This is a genomic window from Flavobacterium cheonanense, assembly GCF_039539185.1.
In the GTDB taxonomy this organism is placed as follows: Bacteria; Bacteroidota; Bacteroidia; order Flavobacteriales; family Flavobacteriaceae; genus Flavobacterium; species Flavobacterium cheonanense.
In genome coordinates this window covers 1-25,463 of the sequence record NZ_BAABCT010000011.1, presented here as the reverse complement: position 1 = coordinate 25,463, position 25,463 = coordinate 1, and the positions used below count along the sequence as shown (strand labels likewise).

Genomic DNA, 25,463 nt, shown 5'->3' with positions numbered 1-25,463 from the left:
TTTTTTAGTTTTTTTATTAAACAACCTTTTATATATTTACCACCTTATTAACTAACTCAATTTATGAAAAAAACTACACTATTAACCTTTATTGCCCTTATACTTACTTCAATCGGGCATTCACAGTCTAACCGATTTTGGATTTCTCATAATCCTAACGAAAGAATAATCAATAAAGATAAAGCTGCTGAAAGACTATCTTTTCCTAAAGATTTTAAATTATTTGATTTAAACATTACACCTTTAAGACAACAATTGTTTTCAATTGTTGGGAATGCGGCAACTTCTCGTTCAACTATTATATCTCTACCAAATGCTGATGGAGGTATTGAAGAATTTGAAGTTTATGAAGCTTCTAATTTTGAACCAGATTTGCAAGCACAATTTCCTGAAATAAGAGCTTATTCAGGAAAAGGTATTACAGATAGATATGCAACTTTAAAATTAAGTATTTCACCACAAGGAATACAAACTATGGTTTTTAGAGCTGATAAAGAAAGTGAATTTATTGAAGCTTATTCTCAAGATCATACAACTTATGCAGTTTTTAAATCTCAAAGACAAAAAGGAGCATTAGCTTGGACATGTTCAACTGAAGAACAAAAATTAGTTCAAGATTTAAATCACAGAATTTCAACAAATCCAACGGTTTTGTCAAACGCAGGGCAATTAAAAACAATGCGTTTAGCTCAATCATGTAATGCAGAATACTCAAATTTTTTTGGTGCAAATAGTGCTGCTCAAGTAGGTTTAGTTCTTGCCGCATTCAATGCAACTTTAACAAGATGTAATGGAATTTACGAAAATGATTTAGCGCTTCATCTTAATTTAGTAGCTAGTTCAACAAATGTAATTTATTACAATCCTGCTACAGACCCATATACAACAATGGGAAATTGGAATACCCAATTACAACAAGCCCTTAATACAACACTAACAGGACCAGGTACATCCTTGGCAGTTAATAATGCGGCATATGATATTGGTCACATGTTTGGTGCAAGTGGTGGTGGTGGAAACGCAGGTTGTATAGGTTGTGTTTGCGTTAATGGTACTGCAGCTGGAACTGGAGCAACAAAAGGAAGAGGGATAACGTCACCAGCAGATGGTGTTCCACAAGGAGATACTTTTGACATTGACTACGTTGCTCACGAAATTGGCCACCAATTAGGAGGAAACCATACTTTTTCGAATAGTAACGAAGGAGCAGGAGTTAACAAGGAAGTTGGTTCTGGTATAACAATTATGGGATATGCTGGAATTACAGCTCAAGATGCAGCAAATCATTCTATAGACATTTTTCATCAAACTACAATTGAGCAAATTCAGAATAATTTAGCAACGAGATTGTGTCCGATCACAACATCATTAACAGGAACAAATGCTACACCAGTTGTTGCTCCCTTTCAAAACTATACTATACCAATAAGCACTCCTTTTGTTTTAACAGGAAGCGCAACAGATGCAGATGTGAATGATGCTTTAACTTATTGTTGGGAACAAAATGACGACGGAGGATCTTCTACAGGAGCAAATAGTGTGGCAAGTACTACAAAAACTATAGGACCAAATTTCCTTTCTTTTTTACCTACGGCAAGTCCAACTAGATATTTTCCTACATTATCATCTGTTATAGATAATTCTGCTACTACAGAAACTATCACTGGAGACGCTGGAGTCTTAATTGAAGCTTTAAGTTCGGTTTCTAGAACATTAAATTTCAGATTGACTGTAAGAGATAATTCACCATATAGTTCAACAGCTCCAATAAAAGTTGGTCAAACAGCCTTTACCGATATGACAGTTACTGTTAATGCTGCTGCAGGACCATTTGTTGTAAACACTCCTAATACTGCTGTATCATGGATAGCAGGATCAAACCAAACGGTTACTTGGAATGTGGCAGGGACAACAGGAAATGGAGTTAACTCTCCTTTTGTTGATGTATTTTTATCTACTGACGGTGGTTTAACTTACCCAATTCAATTAGCTAATAAAGTTCCAAATAATGGAAGTACTGTGGTAACTGTTCCAAATAATGTTGGAAATAGTAATAGAATAATGGTAAAAGGATTTCAACACATTTTCTTTGATATTTCTAATGCAAACTTTACAATTACTGCTGCAACATCAACATTTGCTGTAACTCAATCGAGCGAACAAAGTAGATTAGTTTGTTCTGTATCATCAATAACTTATAATTTTGATTATGCGACGTTAGCTGGTTTTACAGGAACAACAACTTTTAGTGCAACTGGAAATCCAGCTGGAACAAATGTAACTTTTAGCCCAGCATCTTTAAGTTCTTCAAATGGAACTGTTGTAATGACAATCGATAATCTTTTAACTGCACCAGCAGGAGTTTATAACATAAATGTTAATGCAACTTCTGGGTCTGTTGTAAAAACCGTTCCTTTTCACTTATATTTAGGTTTACCTGATGTTACATTATCGACTCCAGCAAATAATGCAGTAGCACAAAATACATCGCTTGCATTGACTTGGTCTGTGAATCCTAGTGCATCTTCTTATAATGTTCAAGTAGCTACAGACGCTGGTTTTAATACAATTATTAGTTCTGCAAATGTTACTACAAATGTTTACAACTTAAATGGATTATCTCAAGGTGTAGCTTATTTTTGGAGAGTTGCTCCAGTAAGTGCATCATGCACAGGTAATTTTAGTTCAGAATATAAGTTTGTTACAGGTATTATTACATGTGTAACGGCTACATCTACAAATGTTCCTGTTACAATACCAACAACAGCAAATGCAACAGTTAATTCAACATTGAATATTACTGGACAAACCAATACAATATCTGATGCAAACGTTACAATTGATATTACCCATAGTTGGGTAAATGATATGACAATTACATTAATAAGCCCATCAGGAACGCAAGTACAATTGGTAGCTCAACCATGTGCAGTTGCAGCGTTGGCCGGAATAACAGCTACTTTTGATGATGCAGGTGTTCCAATAGTTTGCGGAAACAATCCAGCAATTTCTGGTGTAGTTATTCCTACTCAAGCATTATCAGCATTTAATGGCGAACCTATGAATGGTACTTGGACTTTAAGAGTACTAGATTCTTTTGCACAAGATGGAGGGTCAATTAATTCTTGGAGCTTGAATTTATGTAATACAGCAACAGCATTGGCAGTGAATCAAAACATATTTGAAAATTTTGCATTGTATCCAAACCCAAATAATGGAACATTCACTGTTCAATTTAATTCATCATCTGACAATTCTATTTTAATTGGAATTCACGATATTAGAGGAAGAGAAGTTTTTTCTAAATCGTATCAAAACAATGGATTTTTCAACGAAAAATTACAGTTAGACAATCTTCAATCTGGAGTTTATCTAATTAATATTCAGGATGGTGATAAGAAAATCACTAAAAAAATAGTAGTTGAATAACGATTATTAAAAATATTTTTTAAAGGGAAGTAATTACTTCCCTTTTTTATTTACTTTTGGAATCTTAAAAATTTTAAAAATGAAAAAGACTATTCTTATTTTATTAGCAATTAGTTCGTTAAATGCGTTTTCGCAACGAACATGTGCTACTACAGAAAAAATGAACGAGCTTAAAGCAAATAATCCTTCTTTTGCTATTCATCATCAAGAAACAATGGATTATTTACAAAATCCCAACACAACGCAATCTAATAAAAATGCTAACGTAGTTGTTACAATTCCAGTTGTATTTCATGTTTTGTATAAAACATCGATTCAGAATATTAGTGATGCTCAAATCAATTCGCAATTAACGATTTTGAACAATGATTTTAGAAAATTAAATTCAGATTTTTCTTCAGTTGTACCAGCCGCTTTTCAAGGTTTGGGTGCAGATACAGAAATATTGTTTTGCAAAGCAACAAGAACGCCTGCAGGAGATTCATCTACTGGTATTGAAAGAAAACAAGTTCCTTCGTCTTTTGTTTTTGAAAACAGCTATTATACAACAGCCGGTTTTACCGCATGGGATCCAACAAAATATTTAAACATCTGGATAGGAAGATTTTCTAATAATCAGTTGTTAGGCTTTGCATATTTACCATCAGCTGCAGGTCAAGCTTTTGATGGTTTATGTATTGGAGATCAGTTTTTTGGAAATACAGGTACAGCGACAGCTCCTTTTAACAAAGGCAGAACTGCAACTCATGAGATAGGACATTATTTTGGCTTGTTACATCCATGGGGAGATGATGGCAGTGCTTGTGGAACAGCAGAAAACAGTGATGGAGTTGCAGATACGGATGAAACAAACAATCCTTATTTTGGATGTCCTACTTTTCCTGATAATACTAATGCCTGTACTTCAACATCAGATGGATCAATGTTTATGAACTATATGGATTATGTTAATGATGCTTGTATGGCATTTTTTACTACTGGTCAAAAAACAATAATGCGAAATGCATTGAACGGACCTAGAGCAAGTTTGTTAACTTCAAATGGTTGTGCATCACTTGGTCTTGATGAAGTAGGAGCAATTGAAGCTATTGCGGTTTATCCTAATCCAGTTTCTCAGTATTTTATCATTACATCTCCTCACACCTCTATTGATTTTGTTGAGGTTTATAATGTAAATGGCCAGTTGGTAAAATCACAAAAACTTGAAGAAGTTAATAATAAAGTATATATCGAAGATTTAGAATCTGGAGTTTATTACTTAAGAATATACAATGGAGAAAGCTTTTTGAAATCAGATAAGATAATTAAAAAGTAATATTTTTTTGCTAAAATATTTTGCCTCAAATGTTAATAAACATTTGAGGCTTCTTTTTTTTTGATTCTAAATTGAGAAATTATCAATTTTTTTAATAAATTTGAACAATTAATAATAAAAACATTATGAAAAAAAACTTACTATTTACTTTTAGTGCGGTTTTAATTTTTGTTTCGAGTTTTGGTCAAGGTTCTCTATGGAATAAAACCACAGAGGAAAGAGTAAAAAATTTAAGCAAAATGGATCGTGCTTCAATGCCAAGAGAATATCAATTATTTTCTCTTGACTTCAATGCTTTAAAAGCACAATTACAACAAGCTCCTTCTGAAAATGCAAGAACTTCAAATGTAATTGTTGACTTTCCAAATCAAAATGGAGAATTTGCTAGTTATAAAATTTTTGATGCTCCAGTGATGGAAGCAGGTTTAGCAAATAAATATCCAAATATTAAGTCTTATTCTGGAGTAAGTGAAGATGGAACTTCTTCAATTCGCTTTAGTATTACTGATTTTGGTCTTCATGTAATGTCTTTTTCAGGCAAGTCTGGGACATTCTATATTGATACCTATACTAAAGATTTAAATAATTATATCGTTTATAGTAAAAGGAATATCGAAAAGACGAGAGATTTTGGATGTTTGGTGAGTGATGATGGGAATTCTCCTATAGATGCAGCTGTTTTAAGTAATAGAGTAAATGATGGAATGTTTAGACAATATCGTTTAGCTATTGCATGTACTATAGAATATTCTGCTTTTCATTTAACTGCAGCTGGAACACCAGCAAGTGCAACTTTAGCAGTTAAAAAAGGGGTTGTATTATCTGCAATGGTAGTAAGTATGACAAGATTGAATGGTGTTTACGAAAGAGAAATGTCATTAAGAATGAATTTAGTAGCTAACAATGATTTAATTATTTTTATTGATTCAGATTCTTTCACTAATTCACCTCAAATGATAAATGAAATACAGCCAATTGTAGATGCAGCAATAGGTTCTGCAAATTATGATATGGGGCATGGATTTTGCACTACAGATTCGGGTATTGCGCAACTTGCATCAGTTTGTGGTTCAGGAAAAGCTAGAGGAATCACAGGTCAGTTAAGTCCAGTTGGTGATCCTTTTGATATTGATTATACAGCGCACGAAATGGGTCATCAATGGGGTGCGTCTCACACACAAAATAATAATTGTAATCGTTCTGCTGACTCTTCTTTTGAGCCAGGAAGCGGAAGTACAATTATGGGTTATGCAGGTATTTGTGCTCCAGATGTTCAAACAAATTCTAATGATTATTTCCATGCAAGAAGCATTTTACAGATGACTACATTTGTTGTTGGTTCAACCTCATGTGGTATTGCAACTTCAAATGGTAATATTGCACCAGTAGTTGAAGCAGGACCAAATTACACTATACCAAGAGGAACTGCATTTATTTTAAAAGGAACTAGTACTGATGCAAACGGTGATGCATTAACATACTGCTGGGAACAATATAATAATCAAGTAAGCACACAACCACCAACTCAAACTGCAACAACAGGACCAAATTTCAAATCAGTTTCTCCAAGTACTTCTCCAAATCGTTATATGCCAAGATTTGCTGATGTTTTGAATGGTAATTTAGCACCAACTTGGGAAGTAGTACCTAATGTTGCAAGAACTATGAACTTTGCTTTAACAGTAAGAGATAATAGATCTGGTGGTGGTATGACAAATAGAGATGATATGACAGTTACAACTGCAAGTGTTGGACCTTTTACAATTACTAGCCCAAGTGTTCCTGATGTTTCATGGCCTATCGGTTCTTCTCAAACAATTACATGGGATGTTGCAGGTACAACTGCTAATGGAATTAACACAGCTAATGTAAATATTTTAATTTCTAATGATGGAGGTGTTACTTTTACAACATTAGTTGCTAATACTCCTAATGATGGAACACAAGATATAGTTGTTCCTGGTCCAGCTTCAACAACAGGTAGAATTCTAATTGAAGCAGTTGGAAATATTTTTTATGCAGTTTCTAAAAATATTGCTATTGGTTATGCCGTTGTAAATTCTTGTAATACTTATAATGGTACTTCTTTGCCAATTGTAACTGCAGCTGGTATTCCTGCTAATCAAATAGGGACTGTAAATGTACCTATTACTGGTTCAATTAGTTCAGTTTCTGTTTTCAATAACATTACTCATACCTATTTATCAGATGTTGTTACAGACATCAGTAGTCCTCAAAATCCTACTACTTTCGTAAAAGTTTTTAATAGATTTTGTGGAAATAGTAATGCGTCGTTAAATATGAAATTTTTTGACGGTGCTGGAACATTAGATTGTGGTGCTGGAGGTACTACATTACAAAATGTTGCTCCAGGAGAGAGTTTTGCTCCTTTCGTAGGACAAAATCCACAAGGTAATTGGACATTGAGAGTATATGATATTTACACTGGAGATAATGGAACATTGAATTCTTGGGGCATTGAAGTGTGTACACAAACGGTTACATTATTAACAGAAAGCTTTGGGTTTGATAACTTCTCATTATATCCAAATCCTAATGATGGAACTTTTACTGTTAAGTTTAATTCTAATACAGGAAATGATATTAATGTTGAAGTTTATGATATGAGAGGAAGATCTATCTTCAATAATGTATATCAAAATAATGGTGTGTTTGAACAAACACTTCAATTAGACAATGTACAATCTGGAATTTATCTTGTTAATATTCAAGATGGCGATAAAAAGATTGTTAAGAAAATAGTAGTAGAATAATTATTCTATTATAAATAAAAAGTCCCGATAAAATCGGGACTTTTTTAGTTTATAGAAGTTGTAATGGTTTTAATTATTTGAGGAACTTTAGTAATAGTAAAATCTAAATTTAAAGTTATAGTATCGTTTGTTTTCTTTAGATTTAATTTACCTTCTTCTACTTTATAATAACCTGTTTGTCCTCTGCAGAAACAAAACCTTCCAAAAAGCATTTTTGTTTGTTGAAGTTCCTTATTAGTTAAATTTAGTTCTGTATCATTATTGTTTATTTCAAAAATTATTTCTTCTCTGTAACCAGCGTCTTGTAAATCACCTTTTACGATTCTGTTGTACTGATAAACGATTACAGAAGTAGTTTCACTATCAATAATTTGTGTATACGTTGATCCAAATTCGTCAGTTTTAATAACTAAACTTTTGTTCTTCAGTATTTCTGTGGTACAAACTCCGTCAGAAGGACAAGGAGATTCTGTTTTTGTAACGACTTTATTTTCTTCTTCTTTTTTCATTATTTCTTTGTTTGTACAACAGAATGAAAAGAGAATTGCTGTTGGGATTATGAATAGTTTTTTCATTATTAACTTATTTAATTAGATAAAGATAATCAAAAAGAATACCATTATTTACCATTATAAATATTCATAGTGTTTGCCAATCCTGCTAAAGCAAAAGAGGATATAATTTCGCTACCCAACTCTAGTCGTTCAGGTAGTTTTGTTTTTTCTTCTTCATTCCATTCGCCTAATACATAATCTACCTGTTTTCCTTTTTTAAACTCATCACTAATACCAAATCTAAATCTAGGATATTCAGTTGAATTTAATAAAAGTTGTATGTTTTTTAATCCATTATGACCACCGTCACTTCCTTTAGTTTTTATTCTGATTGTTCCAAAAGACAAGTTTAAATCATCAGTAATAACTAAAATATTTTCTTTTTCAATGTTTTCTTTTTCCATCCAATACTTCACCGCCTTTCCACTTAGATTCATGTAAGTGTTTGGTTTAAGTAAAATTAGAGTACGACCTTTTGTTTTAAATTCAGCGACATCGCCAAGCTTTGCCGTTTGAAATGAAATGGATTCTTTTCTTGCAAAATAATCTAATATTTTAAATCCAATATTGTGTCGTGTGTTTACATATTCGGCACCAATATTACCTAAGCCAACAATAAGGAATTTCTTCATTGGAGTTGTTTCTTCTTTTATATTTTGTTTAAATAATTTTGAAAACCAATTCATGATGTAAAAGTAGTTAATTGTTTTGAAACTTAAAATTCATTCAATACGATTGCTAGCTAACCCTGATGGGAATGGAAATAAAAAAATGGTGGTTGAGGTTCTCGAAATCACCATTTTTTTATTGTATTGGACAGCAGGAACAAGGTTCACAATAAATACTACTGATTCGTTCCTGAAAAAGTTTGGAATTGGGTTAAAATAAAAAAGCACCAGTTTCCTGATGCTTTTTGTATTGAATAAGAATGAAATTATTTTTTCTTTCCTTTTGTTGCAGCTTTTTCTGCTTTTGCAGCTTCTTGAGCAGCTTTCATAGCAGCACGTGAAATCTTCACTTGACAAACTACAGTGTTGTCTGGGTGCATTAATTTGAAATTGTTTGTAGCTAATTTAGTTACATACAATTTGTTACCCATTTGTAATTCAGAAATGTTAGCTTCTACGAAATCAGGAAGATTTTTTGGTAAAGCTTTCACTTTTAATCTTCTTTGATTTAAATTTAAAACACCACCTAAAAGTACACCTGGAGAAGTTCCTGTGATTTTTACTGGCACTTCCATGATGATTTCTTTATCATCTGACAATTGGAAAAAGTCAATGTGTAAAATTGCATCACTTACTGGGTGAAATTGGATGTCTTGTAAAATTGCATTAAATTTTTTACCTCCTAAATCAATGGCAACTGTGTGCGCATTTGGAGTGTAAACCAAACTTTTGAAAGCTTTTGCTTCTGCTTGAAAATGTACTGGTTGACTTCCTCCGTAAATTACGCAAGGAACCATTCCAGCATTACGTACCGCTTTGGTTGCTACCTTGCCCACGCTTTCTCTTTCTGATCCTTTAATCGAAATTGATTTCATTGTAAAAATATATAGTTAATAAATAATAAATTACATTAAAAATTTTCCACTGATGGAATTGTTGTGTTGCACCATGTGCATAACTTCTGCGAAAAGAGGTGCACAACTCACCACTTTAATTTTGTTTGATTCTTTCTTTAACGGAATAGAATCGGTAACTATTAATTCTAATAATTTAGAATTTTCAATCTTCTCGTATGCGTCACCTGAAAGAATTGCATGTGTACAAATTGCTCTTACACTTAAAGCGCCTTTTTCAATCATTAAATCAGCCGCTTTTGCTAATGTTCCTCCTGTGTCAATCATGTCATCAACAAGAACAATATTTCTTCCTTTAACATCGCCAATTAATTCCATTGAACCAATTTCATTAGCGGCTTTTCTTTGCTTGTAGCAAATAACTACGTCTGATTCTAAAAATTTAGAATAAGCATAAGCTCTTTTTGAACCTCCCATATCTGGAGATGCGATTGTCAAATTTTCTAAATTTAAACTTTTCACATAAGGCAAGAAAATAGTCGAAGCAAATAAATGGTCAACTGGTTTTTCAAAGAAACCTTGAATCTGATCGGCGTGTAAATCCATGGTCATGATTCTAGTTGCTCCTGCAGTTTCTAGTAATTTTGCTACTAGTTTTGCTCCAATTGGCACTCTTGGTTTGTCTTTTCTGTCTTGTCTTGCGTATCCAAAGTAAGGAATTACGGGTGTTATATGTCTTGCTGAAGCTCTTTTTGCAGCATCAATCATTAATAATAACTCCATCAAATTGTCTGCTGTTGGAAATGTAGAGCAAACAATAAAAACGCGTAATCCTCTTATAGATTCTTCAAACGAAGGTTGGAATTCTCCATCACTAAATTTTGAGAACGTTACTTTGCCTAGCGGAATACCATAGTTTTTAGCTATTTCTTCAGCTAAATGAACACTTTGTGAACAGGCAAATATTTTTGCTTCTGGTTCTAAATGTGACATTTTACTTTTGTTGTTTTAATTCGAACTATTTTAATTCTAATTCGTTCTCAATTTTATAAGAGCAGAAAAATTTAAATGCCTCGAATGTAGTTAGTTAGTTGTGTGTCGTTTTAACGAGGTGCAAATTTAGAAATAAAATCCGAGTCTGAAAGGATATTTTTAACTATTTTCTTGAAAATGTGTTTAAAATTTATTTACATTTGCAACGTGTTAAAACAAATTGATTTTTTTAATCGATTTTAATGCGATGAAATGACTGTTGTTATTTCTGTCTGCTAAGCCCGGATGGCGGAATTGGTAGACGCGCTGGTCTCAAACACCTGTGGGAAACCGTGCCGGTTCGACTCCGGCTCCGGGTACGAAAGCTCTTCCGTAAGGAAGGGCTTTTTATTTTTAAAACTGTTTTTATGTATTATGTTTATGCAATTTCAAGTTTAGAGAGAAACTATATTTATGTTGGTATAACAGATAACATTGAAAGACGATTATCTGAGCATAATATGGGAAAAAATAAAACGACAAAACCTTATTCTCCTTTCGTAGTCATTTATTTCGAAGAATGTAGCAGCAGAATTGAAGCTAGAATCAAAGAGAAATATTTTAAAAGCGGAATTGGAAAGGAGAAATTAAGACTTATCAGAGATAATTATTTATAAAAGGCGGAACCTGCCTGCCGGCAGGCAGGTTGTTAGACGCGCTGGTCTCAAACACCTGTGGGAAACCGTGCCGGCCTGTCTACCGACAGGTAGATTCGACTCCGGCTCCGGGTACGTTAATCGAAACTCATCACTTTTTAGGTGGTGAGTTTTTTGTTTTTTATCATTGTAACTTTCTATGAATTAGTTATGTCAAAAAGTTTGTTGGTTTTTGCCGTGCGATATTCTCTTTTATTGATAGAGTGTAAACTTAGTAAAGTATATACTATTTTAAATTATAATACGTTATAAATACGTTATAAATACGATATAAATACGATATAAATGTTACTTTTGTATAAATGTAACTAGGATTAAAAAGGAGAAACGTATGGCAAAGCAAGAAGGATTGATTAGGTTGCGTGGCACTATTGATGGGGTTAATTTTTATTTTAGAAAAGGGAAGCCCATCGCCCGAAAGGCTGGTGGTGGATTTAATGGCGCTTCTATTAAAAACAGTGCTACGATGGTTCGGGTTAGGGAAAACAATACGGAGTTTGGTCATTGTTCGCAAGTGAAGAAGGCTTTTAGTGATGTTTTGCTTTTTCATTTTGCAAATAGAAAAGATGTTACGTTACATTCTCGTCTGATGCGTTTGTTTATAGGTATTAAAGATTGTGATTTTATTTCGGAGCGTGGTAAGCGCACTATAAATTTGGGTTTACAAACGGCTGCAGGACAACATTTGCTTACTTCTTTTGACTTTACTGCTATGTCCTTTCCTGTGTTACCGATGGATGTTGCTAGTACAACTCTAGAACTTACACTTCCTTCCTTTTCCTTAACGGAGTTTAAATTTCCTGTAGGCGCTACCCATTTGGAACTTTTTTTGGGTGTATTGCATTTGAATTTGGATGACAAGACGGCAACTTTAAACAAGAGTGCTTCTGTGTTGTTGGCAAAAGGTGCGGCTGTAGACTCAATTACTTTAACGCCAAATGCGTTGTCTAGTGCTGGTGGTTTTCGCTTGCCTGTATTGTTTTACAGTTATGTGCAGGAGCTGAATGGTGTATTGTACCCACTGCATGATTCTAAAAGTTTTGGATTGCGTGTTTTGGATGTTTTGACTTGAAGTTTGTAGCTTTTGTCGGACTGGTTTTTTTTAAAATTGTATGATTTTTAATGTGTCCAATGCCATTGTGCTGCGAAGTCAGGAGACTTAGAGCTGGCTTTTTTTGTGTGCACGGATTGTAAAATCGCGCTCAGTGGGATTTCTCTTTTTATTGCTTTGTGTGATTAGCTTGTGTGATTCCTGCGGAATGACAAAATACAAAGGATTGTTACTCGAAAATTATAGCGTTTATTTTTTTATTGCTTTGTGTGATTTGCGTGTGTGATTCCTGCGGAATGACTAAATACAAAGGATTGTTATTCGAAAATTATAGCGTTTATTTTTTTATTGCTGTGTGTGATTTGCGTGTGTGATTCCTGCGGAATGACAAAAAAAGACTACTATTCTTTTACAAAACGATCATTTAAAAATTCAAAATTCTCATTAAAAGAGCGAATAAGTTCCAATTTTCTATTTCTGTTCCAACTTTTCAATTCTTTTTCCCTCTCAATGGCAAGTTGCACCCAAGTAAACTTTTCATAATAAACCAGAAACTCAAGGTTGTATCTAGAAGCAAAAGTCTTTATCTCTTTTTCAATATTCTCTTTATGCTGTTTTAATCTTACACCCAAATTATTCGTCATCCCAATGTAGTAAGTTGATCTATGTTTATTAGTAATTATATAAACATAAAAGGTATAGTGTCCTTCATTATATTCAATCATAGTATTGTTCATGGCGTTTAATTTAAATTTTATGATTTATACTTTTATTTTGTCTTTCAGAAGCAATTCCACTCGTCACTCACACCCAATTTGTCATTCCGCAGGAATCACACACGTCACTCACACAATGGATTTCTTTCATTTTGTTATTCGAAAATTAACGCGTTTATCTTTTTATTGTTAGGTGTGATTAGCTTGTGTGATTCCTGCAGAATGACAAAATACAAAGGATTGTTACTCGAAAATTATAGCGTTTATTTTTTTATTGCTTTGTGTGATTAGCTTGTGTGATTCCTGCGGAATGACAAAATACAAAGGATTGTTACTCGAAAATTATAGCGTTTATTTTTTTATTGCTTTGTGTGATTTGCGTGAGTGATTCCTGCGGAATGACTAAATACAAAGGATTGTTATTCGAAAATTATAGCGTTTATTTTTTTATTGCTGTGTGTGATTTGTGTGTGTGATTCCTGCGGAATGACAAAAAAAGACTACTATTCTTTTACAAAACGATCATTTAAAAATTCAAAATTCTCATTAAAAGAGCGAATAAGTTCCAATTTTCTATTTCTGTTCCAACTTTTCAATTCTTTTTCCCTCTCAATGGCAAGTTGCACCCAAGTAAACTTTTCATAATAAACCAGAAACTCAAGGTTGTATCTAGAAGCAAAAGTCTTTATCTCTTTTTCAATATTCTCTTTATGCTGTTTTAATCTTACACCCAAATTATTCGTCATCCCAATGTAGTAAGTTGATCTATGTTTATTAGTAATTATATAAACATAAAAGGTATAGTGTCCTTCATTATATTCAATCATAGTATTGTTCATGGCGTTTAATTTAAATTTTATGATTTATACTTTTATTTTGTCTTTCAGAAGCAATTCCACTCGTCACTCACACCCAATTTGTCATTCCGCAGGAATCACACACGTCACTCACACAATGGATTTCTTTCATTTTGTTATTCGAAAATTAACGCGTTTATCTTTTTTATAGTTAGGCGTGATTAGCGTGTGTGATTCCTGCGGAATGACAAAGTACAAACGATTGTTATTTGAAAATTAACGCGTTTATCTTTTTATTGTTAGGTGTGATTAGCTTGTGTGATTCCTGCAGAATGACAAACTTTTTCTTTTTAAATCTCTATCTTATCAATCTCTTTCATCAATCTATCAGTTTCTTTCAATGCAACGATTATTTTTTGATAGTGGCGAATGTCTTCATAACTCAATTCTCTGTCTTTTCTATCTTTTAACCATTTTTGAGCAGGTTGATAACCACCAATGTAGAAATTCCATGCTACTTCTGGTACGTTGGCGAAGTATTGCAAGTCATTTATGTAAACGTTACCATCTTTGTAAATTGGTTTTGCAACTACATTAGTTCCGTCTTCAGGATATTGAGTTATTAATTTATCTACCACTTCACTTTCTAATAAATGGATTTCACGCAATTGACTACCTAAATCTACTAAATCAATAAATTGACGTTGGTTTTTTGGATAAGGAACTCTTGGGAAATCAATTTTTAAAAACTCTTTATATTTTTCTCTGTAACTTGGCGAATGTAACACGGCATAGATATAATCTAAAATATCAATTGGACAAAGCATATCTGCTTCTGCTGTTTGTTTATTATAATCGGGTTTTTCAGGTGAAAAAAACATACCCAAATCATTAGCCATTTTATTGACTATTTCCATGTTTAAATTAGGAGTGCGAACTACTTCGTCTAATAAACTATGTTGAGTGGTTGTTTCTGAATAAAGGTATAGTGGAAAAACATAGCCTCTTTCTTTTGATTTGTTAGATACAAAAGAATCGTCAACAATTTTGTTTGTAACAAATATATGAGAATAAGAATCGGAAACAAGTTGTCTACATAAATCTAATCCAACATTTTCTTTTTCTAAAAAATTTTTCATGTATTTTTCACGACCCCAATCAACCATTGAATTATCATAATAAATGAATCTATCATCAAATAATCTGTATGCTATTTTTTGTATAAATTCTGAATGATTATAATTCTTTATCTTTTTTCTAGCAACACTTAATTTCCATCCTCTAGAATCTCCTGCTAAATATTTTCCATCTTTTTTACTTCCAAAATAAAGATTTCTTATTGTATCATCACTTAACTTTTCATCAGTAAAATTTTCTATTCTTTTTTGTAAAATATTTCTATCAATATCAATCACAAATCCATCTCTTGCAGTAACTATTCCAGTAACATTGATGTCAAATAATTTATCAATTTCGAATCCAAACTGATATTCTTCTATCCCTAAATTGTCTTTAGGTAGAAAAAATAGATTTGGCTTTTGTGGATTTAATTGATTAAACTTGATAGATTTAATTGAATTTTGAACTAAAAAATCATATTTATGTTCTCTTTTTCCAAATAAATCAAAATGAAATACTTCTGCAAGATTATCATTTTTTTTCTTTCCTGTTTTTAAAAATAAATTTATTGAAACACCTTGCATGATGTCAAAAACATTTTGGTCACTAGAACCATCAGGTGCGGTTTCATTTTTCTTGCTATTTCCGTGTAAATCTATAGTATAAATTTTATCAAAACTCTGTAATAAATGCCAACGCATACCTCTAAAAGTAGGATTGTCTAAAAACCCATGAGGATTGATAAAAGCTAAAATTCCACTTCCATTTTTATCAATAAAATGCTGTCCAAAACGCATGAATTTTACATAATCATCATTTAACCAATGCTTGCGCTCTTTAAAATGTTCTCCATCAACATATTTATAATCTTCAATTAAATCAGAAATCCATTTGCCATTATTTGAAGAAATTCCACTGTAAGGAGGATTTCCCATTACTACCATAACTGGTGCATCACGTTTTATGGCGTTGGCTTGGTCGGCTTCATCACTTAACCATGAACTAAAAAGCGTTTGCGTATCAGGATGTGCTTCTTCTAAACTATTGGTCAAGAAAATTCTAAAACGTTGGTCGTCGGTTGGTTTGTAACCAGTTTCAGTCAATAGCATATCCATTTTTAAATGTGCCATTGCATAACTTGCCATTAATAGCTCAAAACCATTTAATCTAGGTATTAAATCATTGGTTACATATTTGCTCCAAATACCTTGTTGTCCTTCAAATTTTTTGTGAATGTGTTTTACAACTTCGGCTAAGAATGTTCCAGTTCCAGTTGCAGGATCTAAAATTTGAACTTTATGAACTTCAACATCGGTTTCAACTTCTTTTAGTTTAGCGTTTTTGCCTAAAGTTTGAGTTACGGCTTTTTTCTTAATCTTAATTTTGCTTGTATCTGCCAAACCTTCTTTAAGTCCAAATTCAGTTTTTAAAATATCATCTACGGCACGAACAATAAAATTCACAACTGGTTGTGGAGTGTACCAAACTCCTCTTGCTTTTCTCAAAGCTGGGTTGTATTCGCCTAGAAAGGTTTCGTAAAAATGTACTACTGGGTCTTCTTGTTTGGTGCTTTTACCAAAGTTTTTCATAATCATTGCAACATCACTTGCAAGGAATATAGAAACCAATTCTTCTACAATCCAAACCAAACGATTATCTAAATCATAACCTGCAATATCTTGAAAAAGCTTTCGCAAAAATGGATTACTTTTTGGAATTAATTCAGCAGCTTCTTGTCGTGAAAAAGTTGGTAAGGTTGGGTCATGGTAACGTGCGGCAAACATTCCGTAAGCAATGGTTTGAGCATAAATATCGGCAAATGATTTATTATCAATATCATGAATCAACATTTGTTGAAACGATAACATCTGACTTTTAATACTTGAGCGTATGCCTTGCAAGTCATCGTTATTCAATGATTTTTCTATAACATCAGCCATTAATTTGGCTTTTCCTGCCATCATTTGCGCCAATTTAGTAGGCGATTTAATAGTTTGAGAAATAGTTTGAGCAAAATTCACAATAAGACTTGCAAACTGCTCAAAGTTTTCAGGAATAGGAACTATAGTGCCACCTCGTCCTTCGGACACTCCTCCAGAGGAGGAGAATTCTATGCGAGCAATTGCAATTTTGGTAACAAATACGCCATCTTTATAAAAATGAAAATCTAAATAGTCGGTAAAAATTAGATTGGTTAAACCTGCTTTGTATCGGTCAAATTGTTCTTTTAAAGTTTTACTTGCAAGGTCAACACCAATATCTTTTGCTTCAATGTAACCTATTGGAACATCTTTTCTAGTCAACACATAATCAGGTGCGCCACAATCAACTCTTGCAGGTTCATTGGTAACTAATACATCAGGTAAAATTGCCATTATAAGGTTTTGCAAGTCGCCACGATAAGAATGTTCTCTTGCGTTTCCAGTTTTGTATAAGGTATCGATTTTGGTAATGTATTGTTGTAAAGTCATTGCAATATATTGTTTGTGTAAATATAAAATAGATTTTTGTAATAAAATACTTGTAATAGGTGATTTTTAAGTTATTGAACTGGATTTACGTTTGTGGTCTGCACTTTCTAAAAAAGTTTAAAAAACTTCATAATGGTATTTACAATGGATTAAATTGACATAAAATTCTTCGACGTCATCGACTTTCATAAAATCTACAAACTCGTCTAGTGGCACTTCAAAATAGAGGTGAATTACATTGATTTTGAACTCTATTCCTAGAATTTGTTTTACTTCATCATATCCCACATTAATGATATTAGCAGAGTTTATTGGGTATTTGTTCATGATATAAATATTTATTTTTTCTTTAAAGCTATATATCAAAAACAAAAATCCAGTAAACATGTCTACTTACATCCAAATTGATTTTTGTAGTCATGAATAGGATTATGGGATTGAAGAGAATAGCTATTGCTATAAAAAGTTGTAGTTGACTGATAAACAACAAAAATAGTATAATTAAATTTTTTTTATGTACACGTAGTTTTACGTGTTTTTTAATTCAAAACAATGATTTTTTTTGAATTCTGAAGTAGCTAAAAAAAATTAAATAGTGTATGATTTACTTCTAGTAAGTACATCTGTCAAAAGATTTTGAATAGCATTTGCTTTTGACAGTCTTTTTTTATAGAATATCAAATTGCTTTAGGAAATATTTTGGTTTTTGTTTACTTTGTAGGTTAGAAGCATTTATAAAAGAGAAAATAACGTATTAGTACGTTTTTGTTTTTTTATTAATTATGCGACATAATTTTAAGGATATCCCTTGATTTATAAAAATTCAAGGACAGCTATTAAGTAAAATGTATTAGAAAAGTTGAAAATTAAATTCAGTAAAAACTTTAAAAAAGGAATAATAGTAAAGGCCTATTGATAAAGTAAACTTAATCGTGTTAATGAAATAGATTCATATTCATTTACTATTGTTTTAATAAAAAAAAATATAAAAAATCAATCTTCCCAACCACAAAGTTTTAATCCTAAGTATTTGACTTCTTTATAGATTAAAACTAACTTACAGATTCAATCTCGTCAGTACTTAAATTAAAATATTTTGAAATTATAGTATTTATCTCAAAATCATCTGATTGTAGCATCTTTTTTAATCTCACAATATTTTGAGTATTATTGTTTTTAATATCAAAAAAATGGAACACATTTTTCTCGAACAAATCTAAATTTGTATAAATTATTTTTTTATTTGTTAATACTATAAAATCAAGCAACTTGTTTTTTTCTAATAGTGTGTACTCAATTTCTTCTGTAGAGTCTAATAAAACTAATATTTTATTTAAAAATGTTTCTGTATTCATAATTTTTTTTTTAAACTCAACAAATTACGTAATTAATGGTGATTAGGTTTTTCAAGTAACAATTTTTATAAGAAAATTAAGATTAAATATTTTTTTAATATTAGGGTTAAATAACTTATTAAGGAAAGTTAAATATATTTTATATTTTTTTAAAATTAGTTAAATTATTTACACAAATAATAACATTATACAAAATAAATACTAATTATTTTATTTACTTCACAAAAAACAAAAAAATAAAGTAGAATTAATTCTACATTATTGCATTTTATAATTTTTTTTTTAGGTGAAATGTTTGTTTTGTCTTTTAAAATGGAACATTTTATAATCTTATTAAATAATTTTAGTTGCGTATACAAATGATACTATTATTTGTTATTTACCATATGTTTTATTAAATATTATTAATATGATAAAATATTTCTTACTAATACTGTGCAACATATCCTTTGGAACTAATTCTTATTTATTCTTCAACGACAAAAGTTCAGAAATAAGTAATGGACCATTAATGGTTGTTTACGGAAATTTAATTCCTATTGTAAATGGAAGTTTAAATCCTTCGTCAATTGATAATACTATTTTTTCATCATGTCAAATAATTAATGAAACTAATGCTGTAACCTACATGATAGTTAATGATGGTACTACTTCATTAACCATTTCGAATATTTTGGTAAGTGGGATTAATGCCTCAGATTTTCAAATCTCAAGTTTTCCAGTTACCAATATTGCTGCAGGAGAAAGCACCTATTTTACAGTGTTGTTTGATCCAAGTTCAGTAGGTTTAAGAACAGCAACTATCGAAATTAACTCTGATGATCCTTCAAATCCTATTTATTCTTTTGCTATTCAAGGTACTGGTTTAAATTATATTGAATGTGGTTATAACTTGTTTAGTGAAGTTATTGCCAAACAAGATTTTGAACCAGGGTCTACTTTACCAATTTTAGGCTATTCAGTTTCTAATGGTTTTGCTACAGTTTCTGGAGGCACTGCTTATGCTGAAAATGCCGTACCGCTTGTATTTGTTCCTAAATTTATTGGCACAAAGAGTTTACAAGTTAATAATTCTTTTTGTACTCTATTATTTGATTCAGTCAATACAATCAATGTTAAAGATCCTTCATTTAATTTTAGATTGGCTTCATTTTCAAAAACTCCTTCTGAAGGAAGTGAAAATGGCGATTATGTTTCGGTTGCTATTAGCACTAATGGAGGCAATTCATGGTCAAATGAGATAAAAGTAACTGGCAGTAGTCAAGCAAAATGGTCTTTTTTAAGCGGTACTGGAATAGCTCAGTCTAATTATTCTGGAACTGATTTTGTCATTGATTTTATTCCAACCGCTACAGGGTTTTTAACCACAGACGGTTATAGTAAAATATCTTTAAATGGATTGCCAAAAACTACAGATCTTAGAATACGGATTACTATCGTAAACAATAACATCAATGAAGTTTGGGCAATAGACGATATACAATTAAAGGGAAAAACACAAGCATCAACAGTTTGGAATGGTTCGTCATGGAGTAATGGAATTCCTAATAATTTCACAAAAGCCATAATTGATGGAAATTATGATACTTTGTTAAATGGAAATATTACTACATGTAACTGCCAGATTAATTCGGGAAAATCATTAGTTATTGGATCTAATTCCTATTTATCCTCAGAAAGTGACATTACTAATTTTGGAGATTTAATTGTTGAAGATAGTGGAGTCATTATCCAAAACGATGATTATGCATTAAATACAGGTAATGCTACAGTTAAACGAAACGCCAACATTAGAAAGCTTGATTATGTTTATTGGTCATCACCATTGCAACAATTTTCAGTAAATTTAATATCGCCTAATACACCATCAAGTCTTATTTGGAAATGGAATCCGATTTTAAATAATCCTAATGGAGGTGTTGGTTTTTGGTCGCCATCTGCAGGCGATACAATGGAAGTAGGAAAGGGTTACATTGTTAGAGGTCCAAACGGATTTGGAACTACTCCTCAAGTTTTTACGTCAATATTTTCTGGGTCAACTATTAATAATGGATTGATTAATTGCACAATAGCAAGAGGACCAATGACAACAACATCATTGTCTAGTTTCACAAGCTTGAATGGTGTTCCTTTTTCTGTTTATGATGATAATTGGAATTTAATCGGAAACCCTTACCCAAGTGCCCTTAACGTTGATTCTTTTTTACTTTATAACGCTATAGATAATCCTGTGATTGAAGGTTCAGTTAGATTGTGGACACACGGAACCTTGCCTTCAAGTAGTGTTAACCCTTTTTACAGTTCTTATCAATATAATTATACAGCTAATGATTACATAACTCATAACGGCACTGCTACACTTTCTGGTCCCAACGGATTTAATGGATTTATAGCTTCATGTCAATCATTTTTTGTTTTAATGAATGAAGGAAATCAAGCCAATGCTCAAGTAACTTTTAAAAATTTCATGAGAGAGAATTCATTAAATTCTAACACACAATTTTACAGAAATCAATTCATATCTTCATCTATTGAGAAACATAGAATTTGGCTTGATTTAGTTAGTGATTCTGGCAATCCTACAAGAACTGTTATTGGATATTTGAATAATGCAACGTATCAGAAAGATGTTCTCTATGATGCATTTACTAAGCTAGATGGTAATCAAAATTTTTACACATTGATAGATGACCAAAAAGTTTGCATTCAAGGAAGGCCTTTGCCATTTGAAAATAGCGATATGATACCATTGGGTTTTTCAATACCAACTAGTGGAAATTATACTATAGCTATCGGTGCATTGGACGGATTATTCCTAAGTAATCAAGATATATTTATACAAGATACATTGTTAAACATTACTCACAATTTAAAACAAAGTCCTTATCAGTTTTTCTCCAATTCAGGCACTTACAATAATCGTTTTCTAATTAAATATCTAAATTCTAGTTTGTCACTCAATAACAATTTTACTCATGGGGATTTTAATATCGCTGCCAATTCGCAGGATAATGTAATATCTATAAAGAGTAAAGAATTAATTGATTCAATTATTATATATGATTTACTTGGAAGAGTTTTGATTGATAAAAAAGAAATCAATCTTGAAAATCTAAACATAAAAGAATTGGCTGCTAATAATCAAGGTTTACTTGTTCGTGTGAAATTTATAAATGAATCTGTGGTAACTAAGAAAATAATTTTTTAGAAGTGTTAGCTATGTTTCAATTATTACCAAATAGTTGCAAAGTTTATTTATCCTTTTGTTTTATGAAGTTATCGTAAATGTCTTCAAAAACGATATTGTTTTTTAAGAATAAGCTATTGGTTTTATACCATCTGTTTATTAAATCTCTTTTTGCGATTTGGTTTTCATATAATGAATCAAAAAAGTCATTTTTAGATTTATTGAATTTTCGCACTTTTTCGTTATATTCTGCAATAGTTTTTTCATCGTCATTTTCAGTAACATTTTTTTTTGCTTCTTGAAAAGTTAAGTATTCCTCAATGTATTTATAGTAAAGCTCTTTTAGATATACATTTTGATTCTGAAAAAAATAAATCAATTCAGTGGTGATATTATTTAAAGATTCATCGTCAAATTCACCTTTGAATTCACGGGTTTTAAATTCTGATTCTTTTAAGATATTATCCATATGAATAATGCATTCATTTACTTTTTCTGTATCTTTTAATGTGAATAATGTTACTAATTTATCGTCGAGAACATTTAATTTATAAAAAATCAAATTTTGATAGGCATTATATTCAAATACATTTTTACTAGTATAATTTCGTATCAATATATTATATTTCAAACCAAACTCTTTTTTAAATTTTTCATAATATAGTATATCAGAATAATAGACAGTAATTTCTTTTTCTTTATAAGAAAAATTTTTAAAAATATCTTCATAATCAGAGTTACTCTGAACGATATAATCATTAAGCTTAAGAGCTTTATTTTTTAGTAATAAAATCGTTTTACTATTTAATTTTATAAATTCATCTCTTAATGTAGTGTCTCCATTAATTCCAGTATCATTTTTTAATAAATTGTTGTTAATATCCTCAAGTTTGATATATATGCGTTCCATAGTTGTTTGAATTCTATCATCTGGACTTGACTCAATTATCGATTTTGAATATTCCATTAAAGCTTCTTTAACAAACAATTCAGATTTTCCAAAATCATTTATATATGCTTTTGGATTTCTGTAATTTTGTGCCGCTATATTAAAAAAACTCAACAGTAAAAAAGAATGTACGAAAAGCCGAATTAAATTTTTCATATCATTTTCTATTAAAAAAAACCCTCTATTAAAGAGGGTTTTTATTTATTTAATAATTTTAAAAGTAACTTTTCGGACTAAATCTCTAGATTTTTTTGAATCTTTATCTACAGAATTGTCTTCGCCTTCTGCAAGAATGATTAATCTTTTTCCATCGATGCCTGATTTTATTAAAATTTCTCTTGTAGCTTTGGCTCGTTCTTCTGAGAGTTTTTTGTTCTTCTCCTCAGTTCCAATTTCATCTGCATGACCAATAACATAAACTGATTCATTAGGATTTGATTTTAAATAACTTCTGATAAAGTTAAGACCTTCTGTAGATACATTTGTCGGAATAGTTTTATTAGTTTCAAAAAACACGGCTATATATTCATCATCAATTAATGTTTGCAATGTGCTTTTATTTAAATCTTCAGATGATTTTTCTTTTTCAACTTTTGATGATATATACCTTTCTATTTCATCTGGTACACCATTGCGGTTAACATCCACCATTTTTCCTCTTGAATCCACAGCGACTCCAGCTACAGAGTTGTTTTCTTGATCTAAATAATCTGCTACTCCGTCTTTGTCTGTATCATTCATTAAGGTTTCTATCTCCTCAATTCGGTTATTTATTACTTCAATTTTCTTTGTTTCTTCTGGTTTAATTATTGACCAATCACCATGCATTTTATTTTTTCCAATAGAAAAAGATAAGCCTAGAGATGTTACTACAGATTGTCCTTTCATGTTATTTGAAGATAAATTAGAGTAACTACCATCCCAATTAAAATGTTGTCTGAAATTGTTTTGTACTGTAACATCACCAAAGATTGAAATTCTATTTGATATCCTATATTGAGGTGTAATTCCAACAACTAAGCCGCCATTAAGTTCCTTCTTATTGTAATTACCATTAGTTAAGGTGTTAGCTGTTTTTGATTTCATTTGGTCAATTTTGAAACCACCATGTAGTAATATACCAAACCTATTCAATTTATTTTCTATGTTGAATAACCTATTTAGGTTGGTTACTCCTTGTATAGAAATCCCTATTTGTTGCATATTGAAAGGTAAACTATTTGTGCTTAAGTTTTTTAATTGGTCATATTGAAGACCTACTTTAACACCAAATTTTGATCCAAAAGAATATCTACCTGCAATGGAAAAACTATTTATATCGATAGATCCAAAAAATGTCCCAGGATTACTTGAATAATATCCATCGGCATATGGAGTAGTTCCTTTTAATTGACCGGCTGAAATTTCTAAAGTCCATTTATTAAAAGTGGTTTGTGTTGAGTCTGTTTCTTTTATGTTTTTTTGACTATATAAAAGTATTGAACTCACTAAAGATAAGAGTACTAGTGCTTTTTTCATTTTTCTAAATTTAGAACAAAATTATTCAATCTTTAAATACACATACATGTTAAGTAATAACAGTGTATTTTATTTCATAAATGGTTTAAATAATACACAACTGGAAATAGTTTGATTTCATTTATAACATCATTTTCATCATTTACTACATTAGTTTAATTAGAGAATTATGAAAGTTTAATTTTTGTTTCGGGGCGTTTAATTTTTTAAGAAAAATTTAACAAACTTGATAAATACATTAAACTAGAACTCTTGAATTATGAAAAAGATATTAATTTATGAAAGTCAGTTTTTTTATGCCAGAGGTTTGCATGCTGTTATAAAAAGTAATTTTCCTGATTTTGATGTTTTTTTAGTTTTTAGTAGTATTATTTTTTTGGAAGAATGTAGTAAAAAAAGGTATGATATTGTGATTTTTGATTTTGAATATATTAAAACTACTAGTCTTAAGGATTTAAAAAGAATAAAAAAGCTACAACCTCAATCAAAGCTTTTTGTTTTTAGCGAAATAGATTCTGATGATTTTAAAATTCAATGTTCAAAAGGAAAAGTGGATTTTTTATTGTCAAAGAATTGTTCTGAGGTTTATTTGGTTGCGGCTTTAAATTTAGCTCTGTTTGGGGATTCCTACTTTTCAAAAGGTTTGCGTTTGAATATTCCCGAACTAAAAACAATTAAAAAAGTGAAGGTTGAGTCATCAAAGAGTAATCTTCTTTCACAACGTGAATTTGAAATTGCAATGTTAATGGTACAAGGTTATTCTACAACTAAAATTTCTGATAAATTAAATATAGTTCCAAGTACAATAAGCACTTATAAAAAACGATTATTTAAAAAGACCAATTCTTCTAATGTTATTGATATTGCAAAGTTTCTTCGTGTTTTACAATAAATTCTTATAATAAAATATAAATGCCCTAGAGAGTTTCTAATTCTTTAGGGCATTCTTGTTGTTAATAAAGGTTAAATTTATTTTAGTTTGCTTGATTAATTTTTCTTTGTTTTTTTACTATTGAGA

General features: G+C 31.0%; 19 protein-coding genes and 1 tRNA gene. 9 read left to right on the top strand and 11 right to left on the bottom strand.

The genetic code is table 11. The annotated features are described in order from the left end of the window. The first annotated feature begins 63 nt into the window (after positions 1 to 63). From ABD766_RS14150 to ABD766_RS14140, 3 genes are all read left to right on the top strand, one after another. The gene (locus tag ABD766_RS14150; RefSeq protein WP_344817292.1) at positions 64 to 3,429 is read left to right on the top strand and encodes a zinc-dependent metalloprotease; all 3,366 of its coding nucleotides are present in this window, start codon (positions 64 to 66) and stop codon (positions 3,427 to 3,429) included. Between the two features lie 79 nt (positions 3,430 to 3,508). Then, positions 3,509 to 4,744: a M43 family zinc metalloprotease gene (locus tag ABD766_RS14145; protein WP_344817291.1), complete on the top strand. Its 1,236-nt coding sequence runs from the start codon at positions 3,509 to 3,511 to the stop codon at positions 4,742 to 4,744. 125 nt (positions 4,745 to 4,869) lie between these two features. Continuing rightward, positions 4,870 to 7,518, top strand: coding sequence for a reprolysin-like metallopeptidase (locus ABD766_RS14140; RefSeq protein WP_344817290.1), 2,649 nt, complete (start codon positions 4,870 to 4,872; stop codon positions 7,516 to 7,518). Between the two features lie 44 nt (positions 7,519 to 7,562). On the opposite strand, the gene ABD766_RS14135 is transcribed toward ABD766_RS14140, so the two are convergent. Together ABD766_RS14135 and pth are read right to left on the bottom strand one after the other, a co-directional pair. Then, the gene (locus ABD766_RS14135) at positions 7,563 to 8,093 is read right to left on the bottom strand and encodes a hypothetical protein (RefSeq protein ID WP_344817289.1); all 531 of its coding nucleotides are present in this window, start codon (positions 8,091 to 8,093) and stop codon (positions 7,563 to 7,565) included. A 44-nt stretch (positions 8,094 to 8,137) separates the two neighbouring features. Further along, positions 8,138 to 8,758 carry an aminoacyl-tRNA hydrolase gene (pth, locus tag ABD766_RS14130; protein WP_344817288.1) on the bottom strand — a complete coding sequence of 207 codons (621 nt, stop codon included), beginning with the start codon at positions 8,756 to 8,758 and terminating at the stop codon, positions 8,138 to 8,140. Between the two features lie 49 nt (positions 8,759 to 8,807). Here pth and ABD766_RS14125 point away from each other — a divergent pair, with 49 nt between their 5' ends. Then, positions 8,808 to 8,960, top strand: a complete 153-nt coding sequence (locus ABD766_RS14125; RefSeq protein WP_344817287.1) for a hypothetical protein — start codon at positions 8,808 to 8,810, stop codon at positions 8,958 to 8,960. A gap of 46 nt (positions 8,961 to 9,006) precedes the next feature. On the opposite strand, the gene ABD766_RS14120 is transcribed toward ABD766_RS14125, so the two are convergent. Together ABD766_RS14120 and ABD766_RS14115 are read right to left on the bottom strand one after the other, a co-directional pair. Then, on the bottom strand, positions 9,007 to 9,615 hold the full coding sequence (locus ABD766_RS14120; protein ID WP_344817286.1) for a 50S ribosomal protein L25/general stress protein Ctc: 609 nt from the start codon (positions 9,613 to 9,615) through the stop codon (positions 9,007 to 9,009). Between the two features lie 30 nt (positions 9,616 to 9,645). After that, complete coding sequence (locus ABD766_RS14115) at positions 9,646 to 10,587, bottom strand: ribose-phosphate pyrophosphokinase (RefSeq protein ID WP_344817285.1); 942 nt, start codon at positions 10,585 to 10,587, stop codon at positions 9,646 to 9,648. A gap of 279 nt (positions 10,588 to 10,866) precedes the next feature. Here ABD766_RS14115 and ABD766_RS14110 point away from each other — a divergent pair. The 3 genes from ABD766_RS14110 (at position 10,867) to ABD766_RS14100 (ending at position 12,354) form a co-directional block, all read left to right on the top strand. Further along, a tRNA-Leu gene (locus tag ABD766_RS14110) sits at positions 10,867 to 10,946 on the top strand. Positions 10,947 to 10,994: 48 nt separating this feature from the next. After that, complete coding sequence (locus ABD766_RS14105) at positions 10,995 to 11,243, top strand: GIY-YIG nuclease family protein (protein ID WP_344817284.1); 249 nt, start codon at positions 10,995 to 10,997, stop codon at positions 11,241 to 11,243. Positions 11,244 to 11,613: 370 nt separating this feature from the next. After that, a complete protein-coding gene (locus ABD766_RS14100) occupies positions 11,614 to 12,354 on the top strand; it encodes a hypothetical protein (RefSeq protein ID WP_344817283.1) in 741 nt (246 codons plus the stop codon). 380 nt (positions 12,355 to 12,734) lie between these two features. Here ABD766_RS14100 and ABD766_RS14095 read toward each other — a convergent pair whose 3' ends face one another. The 5 genes from ABD766_RS14095 to ABD766_RS14075 form a co-directional block, all read right to left on the bottom strand. Beyond that, positions 12,735 to 13,070 (bottom strand): GIY-YIG nuclease family protein, encoded by a 336-nt coding sequence (locus ABD766_RS14095; protein ID WP_344817282.1) that lies wholly within the window; start codon positions 13,068 to 13,070, stop codon positions 12,735 to 12,737. A gap of 482 nt (positions 13,071 to 13,552) precedes the next feature. Further along, a complete protein-coding gene (locus ABD766_RS14090; RefSeq protein WP_344817282.1) occupies positions 13,553 to 13,888 on the bottom strand; it encodes a GIY-YIG nuclease family protein in 336 nt (111 codons plus the stop codon). A gap of 308 nt (positions 13,889 to 14,196) precedes the next feature. Beyond that, on the bottom strand, positions 14,197 to 17,436 hold the full coding sequence (locus ABD766_RS14085; RefSeq protein ID WP_344817281.1) for a type ISP restriction/modification enzyme: 3,240 nt from the start codon (positions 17,434 to 17,436) through the stop codon (positions 14,197 to 14,199). 117 nt (positions 17,437 to 17,553) lie between these two features. Beyond that, complete coding sequence (locus ABD766_RS14080) at positions 17,554 to 17,763, bottom strand: KTSC domain-containing protein (protein WP_344817280.1); 210 nt, start codon at positions 17,761 to 17,763, stop codon at positions 17,554 to 17,556. A gap of 725 nt (positions 17,764 to 18,488) precedes the next feature. Then, positions 18,489 to 18,791, bottom strand: coding sequence for a hypothetical protein (locus ABD766_RS14075; protein WP_344817279.1), 303 nt, complete (start codon positions 18,789 to 18,791; stop codon positions 18,489 to 18,491). A gap of 409 nt (positions 18,792 to 19,200) precedes the next feature. Between ABD766_RS14075 and ABD766_RS14070 the strand changes: the two genes are divergently transcribed. Further along, positions 19,201 to 21,999 (top strand): choice-of-anchor D domain-containing protein, encoded by a 2,799-nt coding sequence (locus ABD766_RS14070; protein WP_344817278.1) that lies wholly within the window; start codon positions 19,201 to 19,203, stop codon positions 21,997 to 21,999. Positions 22,000 to 22,042: 43 nt separating this feature from the next. Here ABD766_RS14070 and ABD766_RS14065 read toward each other — a convergent pair whose 3' ends face one another. Both ABD766_RS14065 and ABD766_RS14060 read right to left on the bottom strand, forming a co-directional pair. Beyond that, positions 22,043 to 23,083, bottom strand: coding sequence for a hypothetical protein (locus tag ABD766_RS14065; protein WP_344817277.1), 1,041 nt, complete (start codon positions 23,081 to 23,083; stop codon positions 22,043 to 22,045). A gap of 45 nt (positions 23,084 to 23,128) precedes the next feature. Further along, positions 23,129 to 24,445: an OmpA family protein gene (locus ABD766_RS14060; protein WP_344817276.1), complete on the bottom strand. Its 1,317-nt coding sequence runs from the start codon at positions 24,443 to 24,445 to the stop codon at positions 23,129 to 23,131. 259 nt (positions 24,446 to 24,704) lie between these two features. On the opposite strand from ABD766_RS14060, the gene ABD766_RS14055 reads away from it, so the two are divergent. Further along, the gene (locus tag ABD766_RS14055; RefSeq protein ID WP_344817275.1) at positions 24,705 to 25,337 is read left to right on the top strand and encodes a response regulator transcription factor; all 633 of its coding nucleotides are present in this window, start codon (positions 24,705 to 24,707) and stop codon (positions 25,335 to 25,337) included. Positions 25,338 to 25,463: the final 126 nt, after the last annotated feature.

Coding starts and splice junctions, on each gene's coding strand:
- ABD766_RS14150 (WP_344817292.1), top strand. CDS start 64: ATGAAAAAAACTACACTATTAACCTTTATTGCCCTTATACTTACTTCA.
- ABD766_RS14145 (WP_344817291.1), top strand. CDS start 3,509: ATGAAAAAGACTATTCTTATTTTATTAGCAATTAGTTCGTTAAATGCG.
- ABD766_RS14140 (WP_344817290.1), top strand. CDS start 4,870: ATGAAAAAAAACTTACTATTTACTTTTAGTGCGGTTTTAATTTTTGTT.
- ABD766_RS14135 (WP_344817289.1), bottom strand. CDS start 8,093: ATGAAAAAACTATTCATAATCCCAACAGCAATTCTCTTTTCATTCTGT.
- pth (WP_344817288.1), bottom strand. CDS start 8,758: ATGAATTGGTTTTCAAAATTATTTAAACAAAATATAAAAGAAGAAACA.
- ABD766_RS14120 (WP_344817286.1), bottom strand. CDS start 9,615: ATGAAATCAATTTCGATTAAAGGATCAGAAAGAGAAAGCGTGGGCAAG.
- ABD766_RS14115 (WP_344817285.1), bottom strand. CDS start 10,587: ATGTCACATTTAGAACCAGAAGCAAAAATATTTGCCTGTTCACAAAGT.
- ABD766_RS14105 (WP_344817284.1), top strand. CDS start 10,995: ATGTATTATGTTTATGCAATTTCAAGTTTAGAGAGAAACTATATTTAT.
- ABD766_RS14100 (WP_344817283.1), top strand. CDS start 11,614: ATGGCAAAGCAAGAAGGATTGATTAGGTTGCGTGGCACTATTGATGGG.
- ABD766_RS14095 (WP_344817282.1), bottom strand. CDS start 13,070: ATGAACAATACTATGATTGAATATAATGAAGGACACTATACCTTTTAT.
- ABD766_RS14090 (WP_344817282.1), bottom strand. CDS start 13,888: ATGAACAATACTATGATTGAATATAATGAAGGACACTATACCTTTTAT.
- ABD766_RS14085 (WP_344817281.1), bottom strand. CDS start 17,436: ATGACTTTACAACAATACATTACCAAAATCGATACCTTATACAAAACT.
- ABD766_RS14080 (WP_344817280.1), bottom strand. CDS start 17,763: ATGAACAAATACCCAATAAACTCTGCTAATATCATTAATGTGGGATAT.
- ABD766_RS14075 (WP_344817279.1), bottom strand. CDS start 18,791: ATGAATACAGAAACATTTTTAAATAAAATATTAGTTTTATTAGACTCT.
- ABD766_RS14070 (WP_344817278.1), top strand. CDS start 19,201: ATGATAAAATATTTCTTACTAATACTGTGCAACATATCCTTTGGAACT.
- ABD766_RS14065 (WP_344817277.1), bottom strand. CDS start 23,083: ATGAAAAATTTAATTCGGCTTTTCGTACATTCTTTTTTACTGTTGAGT.
- ABD766_RS14060 (WP_344817276.1), bottom strand. CDS start 24,445: ATGAAAAAAGCACTAGTACTCTTATCTTTAGTGAGTTCAATACTTTTA.
- ABD766_RS14055 (WP_344817275.1), top strand. CDS start 24,705: ATGAAAAAGATATTAATTTATGAAAGTCAGTTTTTTTATGCCAGAGGT.